The organism is Komagataeibacter sp. FNDCR2 (genome assembly GCF_021295395.1).
GTDB lineage: Bacteria > Pseudomonadota > Alphaproteobacteria > Acetobacterales > Acetobacteraceae > Komagataeibacter.
On sequence record NZ_JAIWOU010000001.1, the window covers coordinates 2,975,605 to 2,996,312 of the forward strand.

16 protein-coding genes and 1 tRNA gene are annotated in these 20,708 nt (G+C 63.6%); 9 read left to right on the top strand and 8 right to left on the bottom strand.

Translation table 11 applies throughout. From position 1 onward, the window contains the following. Positions 1-77 precede the first annotated feature (77 nt). Entirely contained in the window at positions 78-1,247 is a 1,170-nt protein-coding gene (locus LDL28_RS14025) for a glycosyltransferase 87 family protein (protein WP_233059113.1), read from the bottom strand. Between the two features lie 776 nt (positions 1,248-2,023). On the opposite strand from LDL28_RS14025, the gene LDL28_RS14030 reads away from it, so the two are divergent. Beyond that, entirely contained in the window at positions 2,024-3,346 is a 1,323-nt protein-coding gene (locus LDL28_RS14030) for a UDP-glucose/GDP-mannose dehydrogenase family protein (protein ID WP_255663281.1), read from the top strand. A 143-nt stretch (positions 3,347-3,489) separates the two neighbouring features. Further along, positions 3,490-4,260 carry an SDR family oxidoreductase gene (locus LDL28_RS14035; protein ID WP_233059115.1) on the top strand — a complete coding sequence of 257 codons (771 nt, stop codon included), beginning with the start codon at positions 3,490-3,492 and terminating at the stop codon, positions 4,258-4,260. A 71-nt stretch (positions 4,261-4,331) separates the two neighbouring features. Here the strand turns inward: LDL28_RS14035 and LDL28_RS14040 are convergent, their stop codons facing one another. The 5 genes from LDL28_RS14040 to LDL28_RS14060 form a co-directional block, all read right to left on the bottom strand. Next, a complete protein-coding gene (locus LDL28_RS14040; protein WP_233059116.1) occupies positions 4,332-5,162 on the bottom strand; it encodes a phosphoenolpyruvate hydrolase family protein in 831 nt (276 codons plus the stop codon). Then, a complete protein-coding gene (locus LDL28_RS14045; RefSeq protein ID WP_233059117.1) occupies positions 5,140-6,372 on the bottom strand; it encodes a Tm-1-like ATP-binding domain-containing protein in 1,233 nt (410 codons plus the stop codon). Before LDL28_RS14045 ends, LDL28_RS14040 begins: the two co-directional genes overlap by 23 nt. A 1-nt stretch (position 6,373) precedes the next feature. Continuing rightward, positions 6,374-7,561 carry an arabinose transporter gene (locus tag LDL28_RS14050; RefSeq protein WP_233059118.1) on the bottom strand — a complete coding sequence of 396 codons (1,188 nt, stop codon included), beginning with the start codon at positions 7,559-7,561 and terminating at the stop codon, positions 6,374-6,376. Next, entirely contained in the window at positions 7,536-7,832 is a 297-nt protein-coding gene (locus LDL28_RS14055) for a putative quinol monooxygenase (protein WP_233059119.1), read from the bottom strand. Before LDL28_RS14055 ends, LDL28_RS14050 begins: the two co-directional genes overlap by 26 nt. 74 nt (positions 7,833-7,906) lie before the next feature. Further along, a complete protein-coding gene (locus LDL28_RS14060) occupies positions 7,907-9,268 on the bottom strand; it encodes a PLP-dependent aminotransferase family protein (RefSeq protein WP_233059120.1) in 1,362 nt (453 codons plus the stop codon). A gap of 161 nt (positions 9,269-9,429) precedes the next feature. Between LDL28_RS14060 and gluP the strand changes: the two genes are divergently transcribed. Together gluP and LDL28_RS14070 are read left to right on the top strand one after the other, a co-directional pair. Next, on the top strand, positions 9,430-10,725 hold the full coding sequence (gluP, locus tag LDL28_RS14065; RefSeq protein ID WP_370636351.1) for a glucose/galactose MFS transporter: 1,296 nt from the start codon (positions 9,430-9,432) through the stop codon (positions 10,723-10,725). A 35-nt stretch (positions 10,726-10,760) separates the two neighbouring features. Then, a complete protein-coding gene (locus LDL28_RS14070) occupies positions 10,761-12,914 on the top strand; it encodes a beta-N-acetylhexosaminidase (protein WP_370636397.1) in 2,154 nt (717 codons plus the stop codon). A 9-nt stretch (positions 12,915-12,923) separates the two neighbouring features. Here the strand turns inward: LDL28_RS14070 and LDL28_RS14075 are convergent, their stop codons facing one another. Further along, on the bottom strand, positions 12,924-14,099 hold the full coding sequence (locus LDL28_RS14075) for a serine hydrolase domain-containing protein (protein ID WP_370636352.1): 1,176 nt from the start codon (positions 14,097-14,099) through the stop codon (positions 12,924-12,926). A gap of 280 nt (positions 14,100-14,379) precedes the next feature. Between LDL28_RS14075 and LDL28_RS14080 the strand changes: the two genes are divergently transcribed. Next, positions 14,380-14,574: a hypothetical protein gene (locus tag LDL28_RS14080; RefSeq protein ID WP_233059122.1), complete on the top strand. Its 195-nt coding sequence runs from the start codon at positions 14,380-14,382 to the stop codon at positions 14,572-14,574. A gap of 175 nt (positions 14,575-14,749) precedes the next feature. On the opposite strand, the gene LDL28_RS14085 is transcribed toward LDL28_RS14080, so the two are convergent. After that, positions 14,750-14,823, bottom strand: a tRNA-Cys gene (locus tag LDL28_RS14085). A 180-nt stretch (positions 14,824-15,003) separates the two neighbouring features. Here LDL28_RS14085 and LDL28_RS14090 point away from each other — a divergent pair. The 4 genes from LDL28_RS14090 (at position 15,004) to msrA (ending at position 20,703) form a co-directional block, all read left to right on the top strand. Continuing rightward, on the top strand, positions 15,004-15,690 hold the full coding sequence (locus LDL28_RS14090) for a protein-L-isoaspartate O-methyltransferase (RefSeq protein ID WP_233059123.1): 687 nt from the start codon (positions 15,004-15,006) through the stop codon (positions 15,688-15,690). Positions 15,691-15,785: 95 nt separating this feature from the next. Continuing rightward, on the top strand, positions 15,786-17,219 hold the full coding sequence (locus LDL28_RS14095; RefSeq protein WP_233059124.1) for a TolC family outer membrane protein: 1,434 nt from the start codon (positions 15,786-15,788) through the stop codon (positions 17,217-17,219). Positions 17,220-17,416: 197 nt separating this feature from the next. Beyond that, positions 17,417-20,110: a valine--tRNA ligase gene (locus tag LDL28_RS14100; protein ID WP_233059318.1), complete on the top strand. Its 2,694-nt coding sequence runs from the start codon at positions 17,417-17,419 to the stop codon at positions 20,108-20,110. Positions 20,111-20,148: 38 nt separating this feature from the next. Next, positions 20,149-20,703, top strand: coding sequence for a peptide-methionine (S)-S-oxide reductase MsrA (gene msrA / locus LDL28_RS14105; protein ID WP_233059125.1), 555 nt, complete (start codon positions 20,149-20,151; stop codon positions 20,701-20,703). Positions 20,704-20,708: the final 5 nt, after the last annotated feature.

Below are 20,708 nucleotides of genomic sequence, written 5' to 3' on the forward strand. Positions count from 1 at the left end.
GGGCAGGATTCGCGCGCCAGTCGCGGGCCTGCCCCGTAGCCCAGATATGTTGGAAAATACGTTTGTATATTTCCTTGTCAGGGCGGGCCGGTTGTTCGGTCCATGATGGCAGGGGGCAGAAGGTCGTCATTCGCGCTCATCCCCAGGGGCACGTCCTCATCATTGCCGATCAGGGAGGGGATATCGATCAGGACAGGTGGCTGGACTGTTTGAGAGACATGGAGAGCATACCGGAACAGGGAGAACAGAAAAAGCATCCCGCCCAGAAACCAAAGGGAGGCCAGGGATCGCGCCGCCCATGTCGCTATCGGTTCTGGTAAGGATATGGGATAGAGAACCGGCAGGGAGGAGAGAACGATACTGCCCCAGACCAGTGATGATGTCATCGGGCCATTATCGAGTGGCAGGCGCCCGGTAATATAAAAGCTCCATGGCAGCAGAAGAAGCAGATAGTAATGCGTCCACGAGACCGGGCTTGTTACGATACAGAAAGTCACCAGCAGGCTGAAATCGAATATATCCGCGACATGGGGATCTGGCGCACGCGTGGCCATAAACTCTTTTCGCCATTTCCAGCCAGTGTAACCCGTTAATAACAGAAGGAAGAGCGGAATATTTTTTACAAGAATATGGATATTGCCCGAAACATCCTGTCCATGCCAGTCGTGCAGGTAGGTAGGCCCCGTCTGCAAACGTAGCAGGAAGGCGCTGACAGACTGATTGTTGAAGGCTCCGATAGGTTTTGTCGAGAACTCTACTATGCAATGCTCATACCATTCATGCGTTATTGACGGCCCAAAAAATATTATGGACGATACGGCCATTATTACTATGACGGATGTGCTGGACAGGGCGGCACGGTAGTTGCGGCGATAGAAAAAATACAGAATGAAAATGGAAATCATCGGTTTTATTGATGCGGCCATGCCTATTATAAGGCCAGCCGTGTACATCCACCTGCGTTGGATAAGCAATAACGTGCCGATGAGAGCGAACAGTATAAAATGCGTGGTATTGCCCATGGCCATAAGGCTGTACCATAATGGCCCATTCGCCAGAAATATCAGCGCAAGGATGATTTTTGTTTTTGGATCGCATCCTTTTGCGAGTAATAAAAATGCGCCGATTGTAGCCAGAATACCCAGAAAAAGAAAAATCTGCTCCGCTACTTCATGCCTGAACCCTGCGAATGGCACGAACAGGTAGGACTCGATCGGCCAGTTGACGAATTCAGCCTGTTCGATCAATGGCCGCAGAGCCTGCGGACCACCCCGGATCACCGCCAGTCCCGCAGCATAATACGCTTTTCGAAAATCTACCTGAAAAGGGGGGAGATGCCCCCCGATAGGGAAAGAGTTATATATATTTATTGATATAAGAAGAAGCAGTATAAATAATACTGCCTGCCTTGCTATGAAAAGCCATGTTACGTTGCGCAACACACGCCCCCATCAATATAACAGGCCCCACCAAAATAACGGGATTGAGCCAGACAGATACCCCTAACGCGACAGTTACAAATTGTTTCATTGGCTGAATTCAAATCGATGTGAAAGGAATTCCCATAACTTCATTATGTCGTTGTTGATGGCTGTCCACACTGTCTTGCACCGAAATCGTTACGATCTTGGTGTAAAGACGCCTGACCTGCGGTAGGTCCCCGGAATAATTTCCAGTAAATACGTGTTAATTCATGTGTAAATGATTTTTCCTGCTGGCCTTGTGTGCGAGGGAGAAGAAGAGGGGATTGTAAGGTTGTGCCCCGCTCACGTCATGGATTATGACTTCGTGCCGCATGCTGGAGTGTTCATTGCGTGAGGCAGGACGACATGCCGGTCATAATGGCCGTGCGGGAGAGTGGAGTATTTTCAAGGTCATCGTAACCTTATGCATCATCTGCATGATACGGACGTAGATTGATCGCGGGCTTTATTTTCTTCAGCCAGTTCTGGAACTGTCAGCTTCGATCCTGTTCAGGATAACAGTTCCGGAAACAAACCAGGGGACCCAGGTGCGCATTGCTATGATCGGTGGAGGCTATGTAGGATTGGTCTCCGGCACATGTTTCGCGGAATTCGGCACGGATGTCGCCATTGTTGAAACCAATCCCGACCGTCTCGCCGCCCTGCGGGAAGGGCGAATCCCGATTTACGAACCCGGGCTGGACCGTCTGGTTGAAGATAACGTGGCGGCGGGCCGCCTGACCTTTGGTGATGATATTGCCACCGCCATCAGGGGTGTCGACGCCGTGTTCCTGGCTGTGGGCACGCCCTCGCGCCGGGGCGACGGACAGGCGGATACAAGTTACGTTTATGCCGCGGTTGAGCAGGTTGCCCGCGCGGCGGATGGATATACCCTTATCGTAACAAAATCCACCGTCCCGGTCGGTACTGGCCGTGAAATCGCCCGCATCGTGCGGGAGACACGGCCTGACCTTGATTTTGATATCGCCTCGAACCCGGAATTCCTGCGTGAAGGCAACGCCATTCAGGATTTCATGCGGCCCGACCGTGTCATTATCGGCACGGACCAGCACAAGCCGGGCGGCACCACGCGCGCGCAGGATATTCTGCGCAGGCTTTATCGCCCGCTCTACCTGCTTGAAACCCCGATCGTATTCACCGGGCTGGAGACGGCGGAGCTGATAAAATATTCAGCCAACTCGTTTCTGGCGATGAAGATCACCTTCATCAACGAAATTGCGGATCTGTGTGAAAAAGTGGGCGCGAACGTGACGGATGTCGCGCGCTCCATCGGGCTGGACGGGCGCATAGGCAAGAAGTTCCTGCACCCCAGCCCCGGCTTTGGTGGCTCCTGCTTTCCCAAGGATACCCGCGCGCTGACGGCAATCGGCCGTAACGCGGGTTCTCCCGTGCGCCTGATCGAGACGACGGTAGCGGTCAATGAAGCGCGCATGCAGGACATGGCCACACGGATCATCGCCTTTGCCGGGGGGGATGTGAGTGGCCTGACGGTCGGCGTGCTTGGCCTGACCTTCAAGCCGGAAACGGATGATATGCGCGAGGCGGCGTCCATCACCATCCTGACCCGGCTTGACAGGGCGGGGGCGCGTATCCGGGCCTTTGATCCCGCGGGCATGGAAACCGCCCGCGCCGTGCTGCCTGCCTCCGTTACCTATTGCCGCGATGCCGTGGCGGTGGCCGAGGGGGCGGATCTTGTCGTGGTGCTGACGGAATGGAACGAATTCCGCTCGCTTTCTCCCGATAAGCTGAAAAAGCAGATGAAAGGCCGCAAGATCGCGGATCTGCGTAATATCTGGGATCCGCAGGCCATAAGGGAGGCCGGGTTCGACTATATCTCGCTCGGGCGGCCGGGGCATATGTGATCCCCTTCGGGCCATCTCCATCCGCCGCGTGCCGGGGCAACAGGGTCACAAATCTGTGTCTGCGGGTCTGGAATGGTTAAGTCACTCGCATCCCTAATGGAAATTTCCTTATATTTTAAAAGATAATTATTCAGGAGAAGATCATGGGGCGTGTATCGGGAAAAGTGGCGCTTGTTACGGGTGCGGCGCTTGGTATCGGCAAGGCCACGGCCCTGCTGCTGGCGCGTGAGGGCGCGAAGGTGGTTGTGGCCGATCTCAAGGAAAAGGAAGGCCAGGCCATCGTGGCCGAAATTGAATCCGCTGGCGGCGAAGCCATGTTCGTTTCCCTCAATGTAACGGCGGAAGCGGATTGGGAAAAAGCCATGGCGGCCATTACCGGCAGGTTCGGCCGGCTGGATATCGCGGTCAATAACGCGGGTATCCTGTACAATGGCTCCGTTGAGACAACCAGCCTTGCGGACTGGCGGCGTGTGCAGTCCGTCAATCTGGACGGGGTGTTTCTCGGCACGCGGTACGCGGTGGAAGCCATGAAGCCCCATGGCGGCGGTTCGATCATCAATCTCTCCTCGATCGAGGGGCTGATCGGCGATCCCGCCCTTGCCGCCTATAACGCCAGCAAGGGCGGCGTACGGCTTTTTACAAAATCCGCGGCCCTGCACTGCGCGCGCTCGGGTTACAAGATCCGGGTCAATTCCATCCATCCCGGTTATATCTGGACCCCTATGGTGCAGGGCTTTACCGCCGAAACCCCCGATCAGGTGGCCGCGCGCCAGAAACTGATCGACCTGCATCCGCTCGGCCATCTGGGTGAACCGGATGACATTGCGTATGGCATCGTGTTCCTTGCATCCGACGAATCAAAGTTCATGACGGGCAGTGAACTGGTGATTGATGGCGGGTACACCGCGCAGTAACGCGCTTTCCACCCATCCGGCCACGATCCTTGATCCGTGGCCGGGAACGTCCAGCGCGATGCGTCTCTCCCTCAGCGGGTCATTGCCTTGAAGTTGCGGGTCTGCTCGGTCAGGGCGACCTCCACGGGCAGGCGCTCCATGCTCGACGCACCGTAAAAGCCGTGGCAGTCGGGACAGGCCGAAAGTACTTTCTGCGCATCGGCGGGCATGGCGATCGGGCCGCCATGGCACAGGATGATGATGTCGGAGCGGATCGTGCGGGCCGCTTCCGTAATCTCGTTAATCAGGGTGATCGAGTCCTCCAGCGTGAAGGCGGTTTCCGCCCCGATGGCGCCCCCCGTGGTCAGGCCCATATGGGCGACCAGCACATCAGCCCCCGCCCTGGCCATGTCCACTGCCTGCGCGGGATCGAAGACGTAGGGGGTGGTCAGCAGGTCCTTGCGGTTGGCGCGGGCGACCACATCCACCTCAAGGCTGTAGCTCATGCCGGTTTCCTCAAGGTTCTTGCGGAAGGTGCCGTCAATCAGCCCGACGGTGGGAAAGTTCTGGATGCCTGAAAAGCCGATGCGTTTCACGTCATCGAGAAACACGTCAAAATCCACGAACGGGTCGGTGCCGTTCACCCCGGCCAGAACGGGCGTGTGCGGGACAACGGGCAGCACTTCGCGCGCCATTTCCATAACGATCTGGTTGGCGTTGCCATAGGCCAGGATACCCGCCAGCGACCCCCGGCCCGCCATGCGGTAACGGCCGGAATTGTAGATCACGATCAGGTCGATCCCGCCCGCCGCCTCGCATTTGGCGGACAGGCCGGTGCCCGCGCCACCGCCTACAATGGGTTTGCGCGCGGCAATCAGGCTGCGGAATTTGGCCAGGATGTCACTGCGGGGAATGCTGGGCATTATCGGTGCTCTCCATAAAGATGCGGGAAAATTCGTCTGCCAGCGCCGCGGCGAAGGCCGGGTCGTTGATGGCATGGGGAAGGCGGATCAGGCGGCGGCGCGCGGTCTGTTCCAGCGTCCGCGCCAGTGCCGCATAAAAGGCTTCATCCGCTTCGGGGTCGTAAAAGGGACCGCCCGGCCGGTCGAGGGAGGAAAACCCCCCTTCGGGATACAGGAAGCGGACCTCGCCTTCGCATCGGTTCAGTTGCCGGCCGATCATGCGCCCCATTTCACCGCATTCAGCGGCACTGGTGCGCATGAGGGTGATCTGGGGGTTGTGTTCGACCAGCCTGCGCTGGCGGTAGTGTTCGGGCACCGTGTCGCGCGCCCCGAAATTGACCATGTCCAGCCCCCCGCAACTGCCGACATAGGGCAGTCCCGTGCGAATGGGCGCGCCCAGGCGGTCGGCGTCACAGGGGAATATGCCGCCTGCCACCAGATCACAGAACTCGGTCAGCGTTACGTCAACCAGGCCGCGTATCGTCCCGTCATCCGCCAGCCGTTCCATGGCCCGCCCGCCGGTGCCGGTGGCGTGGAAGACAAGACAGTCAAACCGCCCGGACAACTGGTGCACGACCTGATCGACGCAGGGCGTCGTCACGCCGAACATGGTCAGCCCGATGGCGGGGCGGGGATCGGCCCGGCTTGCGCAGGGCGCCTGCACCATGCCCGCCATGGCATGGGCGGCATTGCATAAAATCACGCGCGAGAGGCGGTTCAGCCCCTCCATGTCCGTCACGGAATACAGCATCGCAATATCGGAGCCGCCCACATAGGGCGCGGTATTGCCCGACGCCACGGTGGAGACGACCAGCTTGGGCAGGCCAAGCGGCAGGGCCTGCAATGCCGGGGCCACCAGCGCCGTTCCCCCCGAACCGCCAATGGCGATCACGCCTGCCATGTCCGTGCAGCGGGTCAGGTAATGGCGCAGCGCCTCCGCCATGGCCCCGATGGAACGCCCCCGGTCACCGCAGAACACGGCGCCTTCGCCCCGTGGGTGGAAACCGGCGACGGTACGGGCGCTTATGTCGGCCTGCGCCGGGGCCTGCCGTGTGCTGACATCCACAATGCGGGCGGCCACGCCGCTGTCACGCAGGGTGCTGGCAATATAGCCAAGCTCGGCCTGCTTCGTATCGCAGGTGCCAAGCACATAGACATATCGCGTGGTCATCCTACGCGCCTCCGCGCCGTGCGTTCAGCAGGCCAAGGACAACGCCGACCCCGCCGGTGGCGCACAACCCGCCCAGCAGGAACACGATGTCATACCCGTAACGGTCCGCGAGCAGACCGGCGAGCGGTCCAGTCGCGCCATAGGCCAGATCCTGGAACGCGGCGAAGCCACCAAGCGCCGTGCCACGCATATGCGGTGGCACCACCCGCACGACCTCCACCCCCAGCGAGGGATAGACCATGGAACACCCGGCCCCCGTCAGCACCGCCCCGGCAAGCGCGAGGAAGGGTGAGGGCGCGCACCACAGCAGGTACTGCCCCGCCGCTTCGATCGTAAGCGACAGCGCCGCCACCCGCAGCCCGCCAATCCGGTCGGGCAGATGCCCGCAGGTGAAGCGGCCCGCCACGAAGGCCAGCCCGAAACAGGTCAGCCCCAGCCCGGCATAAGGCCAGTGCGCATGGATGAAGCGCAGCGGCAGGAACGCGCCCAGGGCCGCGAACCCGACCCCCTGCAGCGCCACGGCGATACCCTGCCAGCGGATGGTGCCCAGGATATGCCAGAAAGGGGGCCTGCCCCCGGCATGCGTGGGGGAGGGCGGAACGGCGTGCACCAGCGCCAGCCCGATCAGCGGCAGCAGGGCGGAAACCAGCATGAGCGCGCCCATGCCCGCCTGTTCATAAATGGCCAGTCCGATCGGCCCGCCCACGGCAAAGGCGCCATACATGGCGGCCCCCGTCCATGCCAGCACGCGCCCCGCGCGCTGCTGCCCCATAAGGCCGATACCCCAGCCAAGCATGCCCACGATCGTCAGGCTTTCCCCGATGCCCAGCAGCAGCCTGCCCGCCAGCAGGATGATGTAGCGCGCGCCGCCGGGCAGCATGGTCAGGCCGGACAGCGCGCAGACCAGGCTGGCCGCGACATAGATGGCCAGCCCCCCGCGCATGCAGGACCGGCCGCCCTTCGTATCGGCGAACGCCCCGGCGTGGTTGCGGCTGAGAATGGTGGAAAAGAACGCGATCCCGACCGCCAGCCCGGCCAGCCCGTTGCCGTAGCCGGGCCAGTGCAGGATGGATACGGGTATGGCCGCCAGCGGCAGGGCCACCGCCATGTAGGACAGGAACAGCGCGATGGCGAGACGCGCCAGCAACCGTAGCGGCGCGGGATCAGATTTCACGTGTGATGCGCACATGCAGCGGCTCGGCCAGCGCGGTTTTGAACACCTCCGCCATCGCACGGAAATGTGGCGTGGTTTCATGTTCCGTCAGGGCTTCGGGGCTGGCCCAGCGCTCCACGAACACGAAAACATCCGGGTCGCTGATATCGCGATGGCACTGGTAGGACAGGTTGGTCTTTTCCTGCCGGGATGCGGCGACGCACTGCCGGATGGCGTCAAGCGCCGCCTTTTCCTGCGCGGGGTGGACGCGCAGGGTCGCGATGACGGTAATGGGCTGTTCTGACATGGATGATCCTGCCTGATCCTGTTATCTGTCGGCAGCATAAGGGGGTGTGACACTTTCCATCTAGGAAGAAAGTGTCACGTGACACTATTCCCCATCTCCTCACGAACCCGGCGCAGGCGGCGCAGGGCTTCGGTCAGGTCGGGCAGGGAGGCGGGGCCAAGGCTCAGGCGTATGCCCGCCTGCGTGGCGCGCGCCGGATCCGCCATGAATGGCTGCGGTGGGCTGACCCTTACATCCTGCGCCGCCGCGCGGGTGGTGAATGGCACGGCCTGCGCCATTTCCAGCGGTATCCATGCATGAAAGGCGTCATAGGGCGGCGGCGTGAGGTAAGGCCCCATTATGCGCAGGGCCAGTTCGCGCCTGCGCCCGGCTTCCCCCCGCAACGCCTGGCGCACCGAGGCCGCCGTGCCATCCTGCATCCACTGCGCCATCATGGCGTAGGAGAGGGGAGCGATCATGAGCGATGAATTCAGCAACGCCTCCCGCGCCGCGGGCATGAAGGCCACGGGTGGCGCCACGGCGCCGATGCGCAGGCCGGGGCTGAGGGTCTTGGACAGGCTGCTGATGTAGAAAGTCCGCTCCGGCGCCAGCGTGACCAGCGGCGGCAGGCTGTCATCATGGGCGCAGTCATAGACATCATCCTCGATGATCAGGGCGTCATGGGCGTGGCACAGGCGCGCGATGTCGTGCCTGCGCGCGTGGTCCATGGTGGCCGTGGTGGGGTTGTGCATGGTGGGCGTGACATACACGATGCAGCGCCCCGGCCCGTGGCGGCTCAGGGCGTGTTCCAGGCTGTCAGGGCGCATGCCGTGCCGGTCCATGGCCAGACCGCATGCGGCCAGCCCCGCCTGGCGGATCAGCCCCAGCATGCCGGGATAGGTCAGTTCCTCGGTCAGGATGTGGGACGCCGCGCCCCGCCCCGCCGCCAGCGCCACGCCCAGCGCCTGTTGCGCGCCGCTGGCCAGCAGCAGGCGCTCGGGCGGTATGTCCACGCCCAGTTCGGCCAGCCAGTGGCTCATGATGCGCCGATGCTCGATATGCCCCGCGACAGGGGGATATACATTGAACAGCGCCGGATCGACCGTGCGGGCCAGGCGTGAGAGCGTGCGCGTCAGGGCGCGGTCACTGAACATTGGCGGCGGCATGTTGGCGGACAGGTCCAGCATCCGCCCCGAACTGCCGGGGCGCGAGGCGACAAAGGTGCCCCGCCCCCGTATGCTGCGCACCAGTCCGCGCCGTTCAAGCACGGCATAGGCGCGGGTGACGCTGCCCACGCCTATGCCCAGCCGCCATGCAAGGTCACGATGGGCGGGCAGGCGGTCGCCCGCATCCAGTTTTTCAGCCAGTATGTCGCCCGCCAGCGCATCGGCCAGACGCTCGGCGGGGGAGGTATCGCCCGCCGGGATATGGGGGCGCCATGGGGAGCGCAGGCGCATGACCGTCCAGCCTGTCCTGTTGTCAGGGAAGGGGCAGCCATAGCAGGTCATGCCAGCGCACGGAATATGGGCATGACGGCTGCCAGTGGCGTCCGAACCTGTTACGGTTCCGACGTGAGGTGGCGCGATGGCCGCGCGGCATGGGGAAGGGAGGGCGGGATTTGACCCGACAGCATCTGGTACCGCCACGCGGGGGATACGGCGCGCGGCCCCTGATTGTCATGGCGGCGCTGTTTTTCATCATCGGGTTCGTGACATGGCTGAACGGCCCGTTGATAACCTTCGTGCAGGTTGCCTTCGGCCTGGGGCCGGTGGGCGCGTTTCTGGTGCCGATGTGTTTCTACCTGTCCTATTTTTTCTGCGCGATCCCGGCGATGGGGCTGGCGCGGCGCACGGGGCTGCGTAACGGGATCATGGTCGCGCTGGCCGTCATGGCCGGGGGAACGCTTGCCTTCGGGGAATGTGTGGGCCTGCGCTGGTACCCCGGCGCGCTGGCGGGCCTGTCCGTGCTGGGGGCGGGACTGACGCTACTGCAGGTTACGGTCAACCCGTATGTGACCCTGCTGGGGGCCGCGCATCATGCCGCGCGGCGTATCGCGATCATGGGTATTGCCAATAAGGTGTCTGGAATTATCGCACCTGTTGTATTTTCATTTCTGGTCATGCGCGATATCGGGGGTGTCGCCAGCCATCTGGCCATGGCGGGAACGCCGCAGGCACGCGCCTCCGTACTGGCCGCCTTTGCGCATGCGGTCGTGGGGCCCTATCGCGCCATGGCCGTGATACTGCTGCTTGTCGCGGTTGGGCTGCGCCATGCCGGACTGCCCGATATCCATCTGGATGACCGGCCAGCCCCCCGTTCATCCCACGGCCCTGCCTTCGCCCTGCGCATGGGCGCGCGGGCATGGGCGGGCGTGGGCGTGGTGTTCATGTATGTGGGGGCCGAAGTCATGGCGGGTGACGGCATCGGCCTTTACGGCGGGCAGGCCGGCCTGTCGCTGGGGCAGGTCAGGTTCCTGACCTCGCTGACGCTGGCGGCCATGCTGTGCGGCTATGTGATCGGTACGGTCATGGTGCCTGCGGTGTTCGGCCAGCGGACCTATCTGGCGTTATCCGCCATTATGGGCATGGTGCTGTGCCTTGCGGCGGTGCTGGCGCAGGGCATGGGGTCAGTCCTGTGCGTGGCGCTGTTCGGTCTGGCCAACGCCATGATGATGCCAATCCTGTTCCCGCTTGTGCTGGGGCTGGCGGGGCCGTGGCGGAGCCAGGCCACGACCCTGCTGGTCATGGCGTTTTCAGGTGGCGGCGTGATGCCACAGGTTTTTGCGCTCCTGATCCCCCATGTCGGGGTCAAGGCCGCTTTCATGGGCCTTATCATGCTGTCCTACACCTGTATCCTGCTTTACGCGCTTATGCTGTGGCGGCGCGGGGTGCCGGGCGGGGAAACCGTGGCATAATGGCGTATCCACCGCTGAGGAAAAACATGATCGCCATGCGCCGTGTCCGCCGTTTCAGGTTTCTGGCCCTGCTGCTGTGCATGGGAAGTGCGCAGGCTGTGACAGGTTACGGTCTTGCGGCGCCCGCCCTCATGCCGCAGCCGGTTTTCTATCAGCCCCAGCCCGGCAGCCTTGCATTGACCGGCGGTGTGCGGGTTGTCTGGCAGGGTGCGCGTCCGGCGCTGCTGGATCGGGCGGTGGCGCGTTTTTCACACCGGCTGGCCATGTTGTCGGCCCGTGATGCCGCGCCCGGGCAGTCCGCCGGGCTGACCCTGCGCATCCGCTGTGTGAACGCCGACCCGGCCATGCTGTCCATCCACATGAAGGAGCATTACCACCTTCAGACCGATGCAGAAGGGGCAACGCTGGTGGCCGATGGCCCGGCGGGCGTACTGCGTGGATTGAGCACCCTGCTGCAACTGGTGGAACGGCACGATAGCGGCCCGGTTCTGGACGCGGCGGTGATTGATGACAGCCCGCGTTTTGCGTGGCGCGGCGTGATGGTGGATGTCAGCCGCCATTTCATGTCCGTCGCGGCGCTGGAGCGGCAGCTCGACATGATGGAACTGACCCGGCTGAATGTCGTGCATCTCCATCTTTCCGATGGGCAGGGTTTTCGGGTGGAAAGCCGCCTTTACCCACGCCTGCAACAGGTCGCATCCCATGGGGAATATTACACGCAGCGGCAGATACGCGCGCTGGTGGCCTATGCCGCCGACCGGGGCATCCGGGTCGTGCCGGAATTCGATGCGCCGGGCCACAGCTACGCCGTGTTGCAGGCCTATCCCCAATATGCCGCGCAGCCGGTTACGACGCCCATGGATCCCAAGCGGGTGGTCCGGGCGGCCATGGACCCGTCCAATCCGCAGACCTATGTGTTCCTTGCCCGGCTTTATCATGAAATGGCCGGCCTGTTCCCCGATGCCTATTTTCATGTGGGCGGGGACGAGGTCCGCCCTGACGAATGGACGGGTAACCCCCATATTGCCGCGTTCATGAAACGGCATGGCCATGCGGATGTCGCGGCCTTGCAGGCCGTCTTCACCCAGCGCGTGTATGCCATGCTGGCGCGTGAGGGAAAGGTCATGATGGGCTGGGATGAACTGATCGACGCGCCGGTACCGGCCAGTATCGTCATCGAACCGTGGCGCGGCTCGCGCTACACGGTTGCCGCCGCCGCCGCCGGGCATCCGGTTGTGGTCTCCGCCGGGTATTATCTGGACCTGCTGCTGCCCGCCGCCGAGTATTACCGCGTTGATCCGCTTGACCCGCAGGGCAACGGCCTGCCGCCCGATCAGGTGGCACGCGCCAATGCGCCCGCGCTCGACGCCTTCACGCTGGATCCCGCCGCGCGCATGACGCCTGAGCTGGCCGGGCATGTCATGGGCGCGGAAGCGCCGTTATGGACTGAAATCGTGACGGAGGAGATGCTGGACGCCCGGCTGTGGCCCCGCTGCGCCGCCCTGGCCGAGCGGTTCTGGTCGCCCGCCAGCGTGCGTGATGAAACCAGCCTCGCCCTTCGCCTGCCCGTGGTGCAGTCGGAACTGGAACTGCTGGGCAATCGCGCCACCGCCGATACCCATCGCATGATGGCGCGTCTGGCGCCGGACGATACGACGCCCCTGTCAGTCCTGCTATCCGTCACCAGCCCGGTACGCAATTACGCCCATAACCATGTTTTCGGCCCCAGCCATGTCGCCCCGACCCCCATCCCGCGCCCGCTGGACCGCGCGGCTGACATCGCCACGCCAGACAGTTTCGAGGCCGCTGCCTTCGCGCGCGATGTGCGGGCCTATCTGGCAGGTCGGCACGATCTGGCGGCGGGTCTGCGCGCCCGGCTGGAAAACTGGCGTGGCAACGACGCGCGCCTGCGGGACATGGCGGCGGGCGATCCGGCCCTGCGGGAGGTTCTGCCCGCCTCCGCCCTGCTGGCGCAACTGGCGCAGGCCGGGCTGGATGCTCTGGACGACACCCCGGCAGGAAGCTGGCGCGCGCGGGCGGATGCCGCCGTGGGCATGGCCCGGGCCCAGTTCGATGCGTCACGCTCCCTGCTGCGCGTGAGAACCATGCCCCAGCCCGCGGGCGACCTGCTTCAGGAGACCATGCCCGCCATCGCGCTGCTGGTGCAGGCCACGGACCAGCCACATTAAGGGGCGTAATCAGCCCGCATGCAGGGCGATGGCGGCGGCGGTCGCGACATCGTGGCGCAGGGCCACGACATTGCCGTGCCCGTCCGGATGGACGCGGTTGGTCAGGATCATCACGTAGCTGTCGCTTTGCGGGTCGATCCATAACGAGGTTCCGGTAAAGCCGGTATGCCCGAACGAACCGACGGGAAAGCCGTCGCCCCGCGCGCTGGAATAATGGGTGGCGATGTCCCACCCCAATCCGCGCAGGTCCGCCCTGCCTGCCGGTTGCTGGGGCGTGGTCATCAGAAGCACCGTATCGCGTCGCAGCGGGAACGGGCTGCCGGGGCGTCCCGCGCGGCGGTCCAGCAGGGCCAGCGCGTAGCGGCAGACATCATCGGCATCGGAGAAAAGCCCCGCATGGCCCGCGACCCCGCCCATGCGGCGCGCGGTCGGATCATGCACCACGCCGCGCAGCATGTGGCCCGTCTCGTCCACCTGTGTCGGCGCGATCCGGGGCAGGAGGCTGGCGGCGGGGCGGAAGCAGGAATGATCCAGACCCATGGGGCGCAGGATATGCCGGGTGGCATAGACATCCAGCGGCAGGCCGGTCAGTTTTTCAAGCAGGAAGCCAAGTGCGAGATAATTGATGTCGCTATAGACGAATTTCTGCCCCGCGGGCAGGTCGGGGCGGCTGTTCATGGTAAGGCTGCGGGCCTGATCGTGGCCCTGCCACTGTTCCACCAGATCAAGGTCGGGGGGCAGGCCGGAATAATGGGTCAGCAGGTGCCGGATGGTGATGTCTTTTTTTCCACAGGCCGCGAATTCCGGCAGGTAGGTGCTTAGCGGGGTATCCAGCCCGATCAGCCCGCCTTCCCATAACTGCATGATGCACGGCGCGGTAATGAGGGATTTGGTCAGCGACGCCATGTCGAACACCGTATCCCACGTCATGCGCTGTGCCACGGGGCTTATGGCGCGCTGGCCATATACCGCGCGGTGCAGGACACGCCCATGCTGGCCTATCGCGCAGACAACACCCACGGTTTCATGCGTGCTGACCGCGCGGCGCAGCCTGTCGTCAACGGCGCTCATATCCAGCGGCCTGCCCCGGGCCGCGTGGGGCGTGATGGCGGACAGGATCAGGCCCATGCCAGTGGCCATCGCCCCGCGTCGTGTCTGCAGCGGGGCGGCGGGGCGGTGGGGCATGCTTGGGATCCTGACAGCGGAAAAATAAGGGGGTGTCGCCCCGGGCGGGCGGCGGCAGGCCCCTTATTATAGGAGAAGGCGCGGTTACAGTATAAAAGAGTATTGCGCGCAGCGGATCGGCAGGACGTCTGAAGCATATTCTGATAGTATCGGCTGCGTTGCCAGACATTCGCTGGCATCATGCCGCAGGGGCTTCCAGCGATTGCATGCGTTGCGTGCATGACATACCGGGTGGCAGGTTTGGCTGGTATGCTTCACCCGGAATAGTGAGGATGGCCAGATGGACAACTATTTTGATGACGAAGGCGCGCATGGTGAGGAAATCGGTGACGAAACCACCACGCTGATCCAGGAGATCATCAATGCCCTGGAAACCGCGCTTTCCACAATGAAGGAAACCGACCCCGCGCATGCACGGTTGTGCGAAGCCGCGGACAAGGCCGATGCCCTTCAGAATATTTTAAGGACCATGTAATCAGGGGGATGACGGTTTCGCGCCCCGGATGGCGGAACTGGCCGGTATTGATATCCCATCATGCCTGTTGCGGGATGATGCCAGCCATCAGGATAAGCCGATGACATACGGAACAGAAACGGCGGATTTTCAGGGGGATGTGTCACTTACTGCCCCGCCCTTGTCAGGAAAGGGGTGGAGGTCTGGGCGGGAATCGAACCCACATTCGCGGATTTGCAGTCCGCTGCATCACCATTCTGCCACCAGACCTCAGCGACACAGGGGCTATATCTGCCGAAATGCGCGGCAGGTCAAGCCGTTGTGTGCAGGTTTACCGTTGTTCCCCTGTCAAAGCGGCGCATAAAGTAGGAAAACTGCCGGGAAAATTCCGTCCGTTCCCTCGGGCGGTCGAGTCACGCCCCATCAGGCACAGTGTTTCAAGGAAAAGTTATGGATAAGACAGACCCCGATTACGCGCCGTTCGATTTCGTGGCGGCCAGACAGCGCATGGTGGATGCGCAGGTCCGTCCCTCACAGGTCAGTAATCCGTCCGTGATCGCCGCCATGCGCGCGCTGCCGCGCGAACTGGCCGTGCCCGATTCCCTGCGTGCCTTCGCCTATTCCGACAACAGCCTGCCATTGGGGGAGGGACGCTACCTGACGGAACCGCGTGTGATCGCACGCATGCTGCAGGTTGCCGAAATCTCGCAGGGGGAGCGGGTGCTGGTGGTGGGGGCAGGCACCGGCTACCTGGCGGCGCTGCTGGCCACCATGGAGCTGGATCTTACGGTCATCGCGCTCGAATCGGAAGCGCGCCTGGCCGAGATCGGCAAGGCGCTGTGCTTTACATGGGCCCCGCAGGTTCACTGGCGCGAAGGCGCGCTGGTCAGCGGCGCGCCCGACGACGCCCCGTATGACCTGATCCTTATTGATGGCGCGGTCAGGCAGGTTCCCCCGGCACTGGTGGCGCAACTGCGCGATGGGGGGCGGATCATCGCGCCCGTATGCCGCGATTCGGGCGTGACATCGGTCAGCCTGGTCCTGCCCACCCCGCAGGGCAGCGCGGCGCAGCCCCTGTTCGACGTGGCGGTGCCGTTGCTGCCCGAACTCGAGCCCGCCCCCGCTTTCGTCTTCTGATCCCGCCACGGTTAACGCCCGCGCAATATCCTGCCGCTAGATCGGTATGCCGGAACATATGTTTCCGTAAGGCATGTCGGTCGGCGGGGGAATGAATGACGGGCAGATGGGCTATCGGTGCGGGCGGGGTGGCGCTCCTGTATTGCAGTACGGCGCTGGCGCGGGTGTCGCCCGATGCTCCCATGGGGGCGGAGGCGCCAAAGACCCTGAAGGGCGCGCTGGCGCTGGCCTATCTGACCAACCCACTGCTGCGGCAGGAACGCGCCACCCTGCGCGCCACCGATGAGCAGGTGCCCCAGGCGCTGGGGGGCTGGCGGCCCACCATTACCGGCAGCGCCAGCATGTCCTACTATTCCGGGGCCATGCGCATGGCCCCGACAGCGACCGAAAACGGTTACGCACGTCAGTATGACAGCCCCGGCTACGCGGGCGGGGTCAGCATTACCCAGCCGCTGTACACCGGCGGCAAGACGACGGCCACCACGCACAAGGCCCGCCACGCCGTCATGGCCGAGCGCGCGCGCCTGATCGCCGCCGAACAGCAGGTGCTGGCCGATGTCGTCAATGCGTATGTCAATGTGGTGGAAGACCAGCAGATACTGAGTATCGACATCAACAACGAACAGCTTTACGCCACCCAGCTCCACGCCACGGAACTGCGCGCGCATGGTGGTGAGTTCACCCATACCGATGTGGCCCAGGCGCAGGGTGCGCTGGCCAACGCGCGTGCGACAAGGCAACTGGCCGAAGGCACGCTGCAGGCCGACCGCGCAACCTACCGGCAGGTCACCGGCTGTGACGCCCCGCCCGATCTGGCCCCGCCCCAGCCGCTGGTGCTGCCCCTGCATGCCGAACAGGACGCCATGACGCAGGCCGTGCAGAACAATCCGGAGGTGATTGGCGCGCTATTTGACGAAGCCGCGAAAAAGGATGCCGTGGGCGTGGCCTTCGCGGCCCTTATGCCCACCATCAGCGCCGAGGCCGCCTATACCCACGCCATCAATCAGGATGAAGGCCGTTCCCTGGAGAACGATAAATACGCCATGGTCAGCGCCAGCATGCCGCTGTACCAGGGGGGCGGCGAGTATGCGAGCGTGCGCATGGCGCGCCAGCAGGTGGCCGAGGCGACCCATACCGTGGATGTGAACCGCCGTGCGGCCGTGCAGATGGCCGCCGCAAGCTGGCAGCGCATGCAGGCCAACCGCGCCGCGATAGAAAGCAACCGCATGGCCGTGGCCGCCGACGCCATGGCCCTGCATGGCATGCAGCGTCAGGTGCTTGTGGGCACGACCTCCACGCTGGCGGTGCTCCAGCAGCAGGAGACGCTGCTCCAGGCCCAGATCGCGCTGGTGCGGAGTGTGGGCAACCTTGTCCTGTCCACCTATCAGGTCACGGCGGCCATAGGCAGGCTGACGGCGCGCGACCTTAACCTTGACGTCCCCCTTTATGATGAGCGCGCCTATTACCGCGCCGTCCATGACCGGCTGTGGGGAATCAGCGATTACGCCACCAGCCAGCCGGGGCGGTAACGGGCCGCCGCCGGAACCGGCCCATAAGGCACGGTGCTGCGCGGGGCATCGTTCCTCCATGCCTGCGTCGCGATGGCGGAGGGCGTATAAAGATTGCACGGGCGGCGTTCCCTTCACGCCGGTTTGGGGTATATCTGCCCATGGCCGGGCGCGGTGTCCTGCCTTGCGTCTGATTATGGTGGATCTGGTTTTTCGTGATGCTTGACAAGTCGTTCTCCCCCGACGGGACAGAAACCTCCCTCTACGCCCTGTGGGAGGCCAGCGGCGCCTTCAGCGCCCAGCCGACCGGTTCGGCGTCGCCCTATACCATCATGATCCCGCCGCCCAATGTCACCGGCACGCTGCATATCGGCCACGCCCTGACCATGACCCTGCAGGATACGCTCATCCGCTGGCGGCGCATGCAGGGGCGCGACACGCTCTGGCAGCCCGGCACCGACCATGCCGGGATCGCGACACAGCTTGTGGTCGAACGGATGTTGCAAAAGGAAGGCACGTCACGCCAGGAAATGGGCCGTGACGCCTTTGTCGAACGGGTGTGGGAGTGGAAGGCCCAGTCCGGTGGCGGCATCACCACGCAGTTGCGCCGCCTTGGCGGCTCGCTCGACTGGGCGCGTGAACGCTTTACCATGGACGAGGGCCTGTCCAGCGCGGTCAAGGAGGTTTTCGTCACCCTTTACCGCGAGGGCCTGATCTATCGTGACCGGCGGCTGGTCAACTGGGATCCCGCCTTCCGGTCCGCCATTTCCGACCTTGAGGTCGATAACCGCGAGACCCGGGGCAACCTGTGGTATATCCGCTACCCCGTGGAAGGCCAGCCGGGCCGCACCATCACGGTCGCCACCACGCGGCCCGAGACGATGCTGGGCGATATGGCCGTGGCCGTTCACCCCGATGATGAACGCTTTGCCGACCTGGTGGGCCGCAACGTCATCCTGCCGCTGACGGGCCGCCGCATTCCCGTCGTGGCCGATGAACATTCCGACCCGACCAAGGGCAGCGGCGCCGTCAAGATCACGCCCGCCCATGATTTCAACGATTTCGAGGTAGGCCGCCGCCACAAGCTGGATATGCCCAGCGTGCTGGATGAGGAAGCCCGCATAACGCTGGGCGAGATTGAAGACGAACTGCGCGCCGAGGAAGGCCTGGCCGATCCCGCCTTTGTCCGCACCCTTGCCGGGATGCCGCGTGATGAGGCGCGCAAGGTGATGGTGGCCGAACTGGAACGGCTTGAATGGCTGGAAAAGATCGAGCCCCATACCAACCAGGTTCCCTATGCCGAGCGCAGTGGCGCGGTGGTCGAGCCAAGGCTGACCACGCAGTGGTACTGCGATGCCAGGACACTGGCCGGTCCCGCCGTTGAAGCCGTGGAAAGTGGCCGGATCGAATTCGTGCCCCGGCAGTGGGAGAATACCTTTTACGCCTGGATGCGCGACATCCAGCCCTGGTGCATCAGCCGCCAGCTCTGGTGGGGGCACCGTATTCCCGCATGGTACGGCCCGGACGGGCATGTCTTCGTGGATGGTGACGAGGCCGGGGCCATGGCGCAGGCCCGCGCCCATTACGGGCAGGATACGGAACTGACCCGCGACGCCGACGTGCTCGATACATGGTTTTCCTCGGCACTATGGCCATTTTCCACGCTGGGCTGGCCCGAACAGACACCGGAACTGGCCCGTTATTACCCGACCGATGTGCTCGTCACCGGGTTCGACATCATCTTCTTCTGGGTCGCGCGGATGATGATGATGGGCCTGCATTTCATGAAGGACGTACCCTTCCGTAAGGTGTTCATCCACGGGCTGGTGCGTGACGAGCGCGGGCAGAAAATGTCCAAGTCCAAGGGCAACGGCATTGATCCGCTGGAACTGATCGACACCTATGGCGCGGACGCCATGCGCTTTTGCATCTGCGCGCTGACCGGCCTTGGCCGTGATGTGAAGCTGGGCCGCAAGCGGGTGGAGGAGTACCGCTCCTTCATGACCAAGATATGGAACGCCGCGCGTTTTTGCGAAATGAACGGCGTGGCCCCAGTGGAGGGTTTCCGGCCCGGGGATGTCACCTCCCCGCTGGGCCGGTGGATTCTGGCCGAACTGGCGCAGGCGACGGAAGAGGCGACACGCGCGCTTGAGACCTTCCGTTTCGATGAATACGCCGCCGTGTGCTACCGCTTTGTCTGGAACTGCTTCTGCGACTGGTTCCTTGAACTTGCCAAGCCGGTGCTGGGCGCGGGCGATACGGCGGAGGCCGTCGAAACGCGTGCCGTGGCCGCCCATGTGCTGGGCACGATCCTGCGCCTGCTGCAGCCGGTCACCCCGTTCATGACCGACCGGCTGTGGCAGCATTTCGGTTTCGGGGCCGAAGGCTCGCTCATGACCGCGCCATGGCCGCAACCCGTGCTGCTCGATGGGGCGCAACAGGCGCGTGAGGAGGTGGAATGGCTGATCCGCTTCATCACCGCCATCCGCACCGTGCGTTCGGAAATGAACGTGCCGCCTTCGCGCCTTGCCCCGGTGCTGCTGCGTGATGCCGCCCCCGTTACGGTGGCGCGCACGGCCAAATGGGCGGAAGCGATCAGCCGCATGGCCCGCGTATCCGAAGTCCTGCCGCTGGCGGGGGAAATGCCCCAGGGCGCGGCCCAGCTCGTAGTGGACGAGGCGACCCTTGTCATCCCGCTTGCCGGCATTATCGACCTGGCGCAGGAACGCCAGCGGCTGGAAAAGGAATGCGCCAAGGTGGATGGTGAGATCGTGAAGGTCGAGCGCAAGCTGGGCAATGCCGATTTCGTGGCCCGCGCCAAGCCGGAGGTCGTGGCTGAAAACCGTGAGCGCCTTGAGTCGTTTCAGGCGGAACGCCAGCGCCTTCAGGCCGCGCTGGCGCGCATTGCGTAAAACAGGACGGCAATGAAACGCATGGAGGAGCAGCAGGCATGACCGCGCACGCATTGGAGACACTGGTGCTGGGTGGCGGCTGCTTCTGGTGTGTGGAAGCGCCGCTGGCCGAACTGCGCGGCGTATCCGCCATCATGCCGGGTTATGCGGGCGGGGATCGTCCCGACCCGACCTATGAACAGGTCTGTACCGGGCGGACCGGCCATGCCGAGGTGGTGCGCGTCACGTTCGATCCGGATGTGATCTCGTGCGCCGACCTGCTGCGCATCTTTTTTGTCATGCACGACCCGACCACGCGCAACCGGCAGGGTAACGATGTGGGCACGCAGTACCGCTCCGTCATTTACTGGCAGGACGAAGCGCAGGAAAAGACGGCTTACGCCATTCGTGACGAGATGGATAAATCAGGCATCTGGCCCGCGCCCATCGTAACCGAAATCGCCCCGCTGACCCATTTCTGGCCAGCGGAGGACTATCACCGCGATTATTTCGCCCGCAATCCCGGCAATCCCTATTGCAACGCCGTCATCGCGCCCAAGGTCGCGAAACTGCGCCGCCTGTTTCGTGACCGGCTGGCCGCACCGGCCGGCTGAGCGGG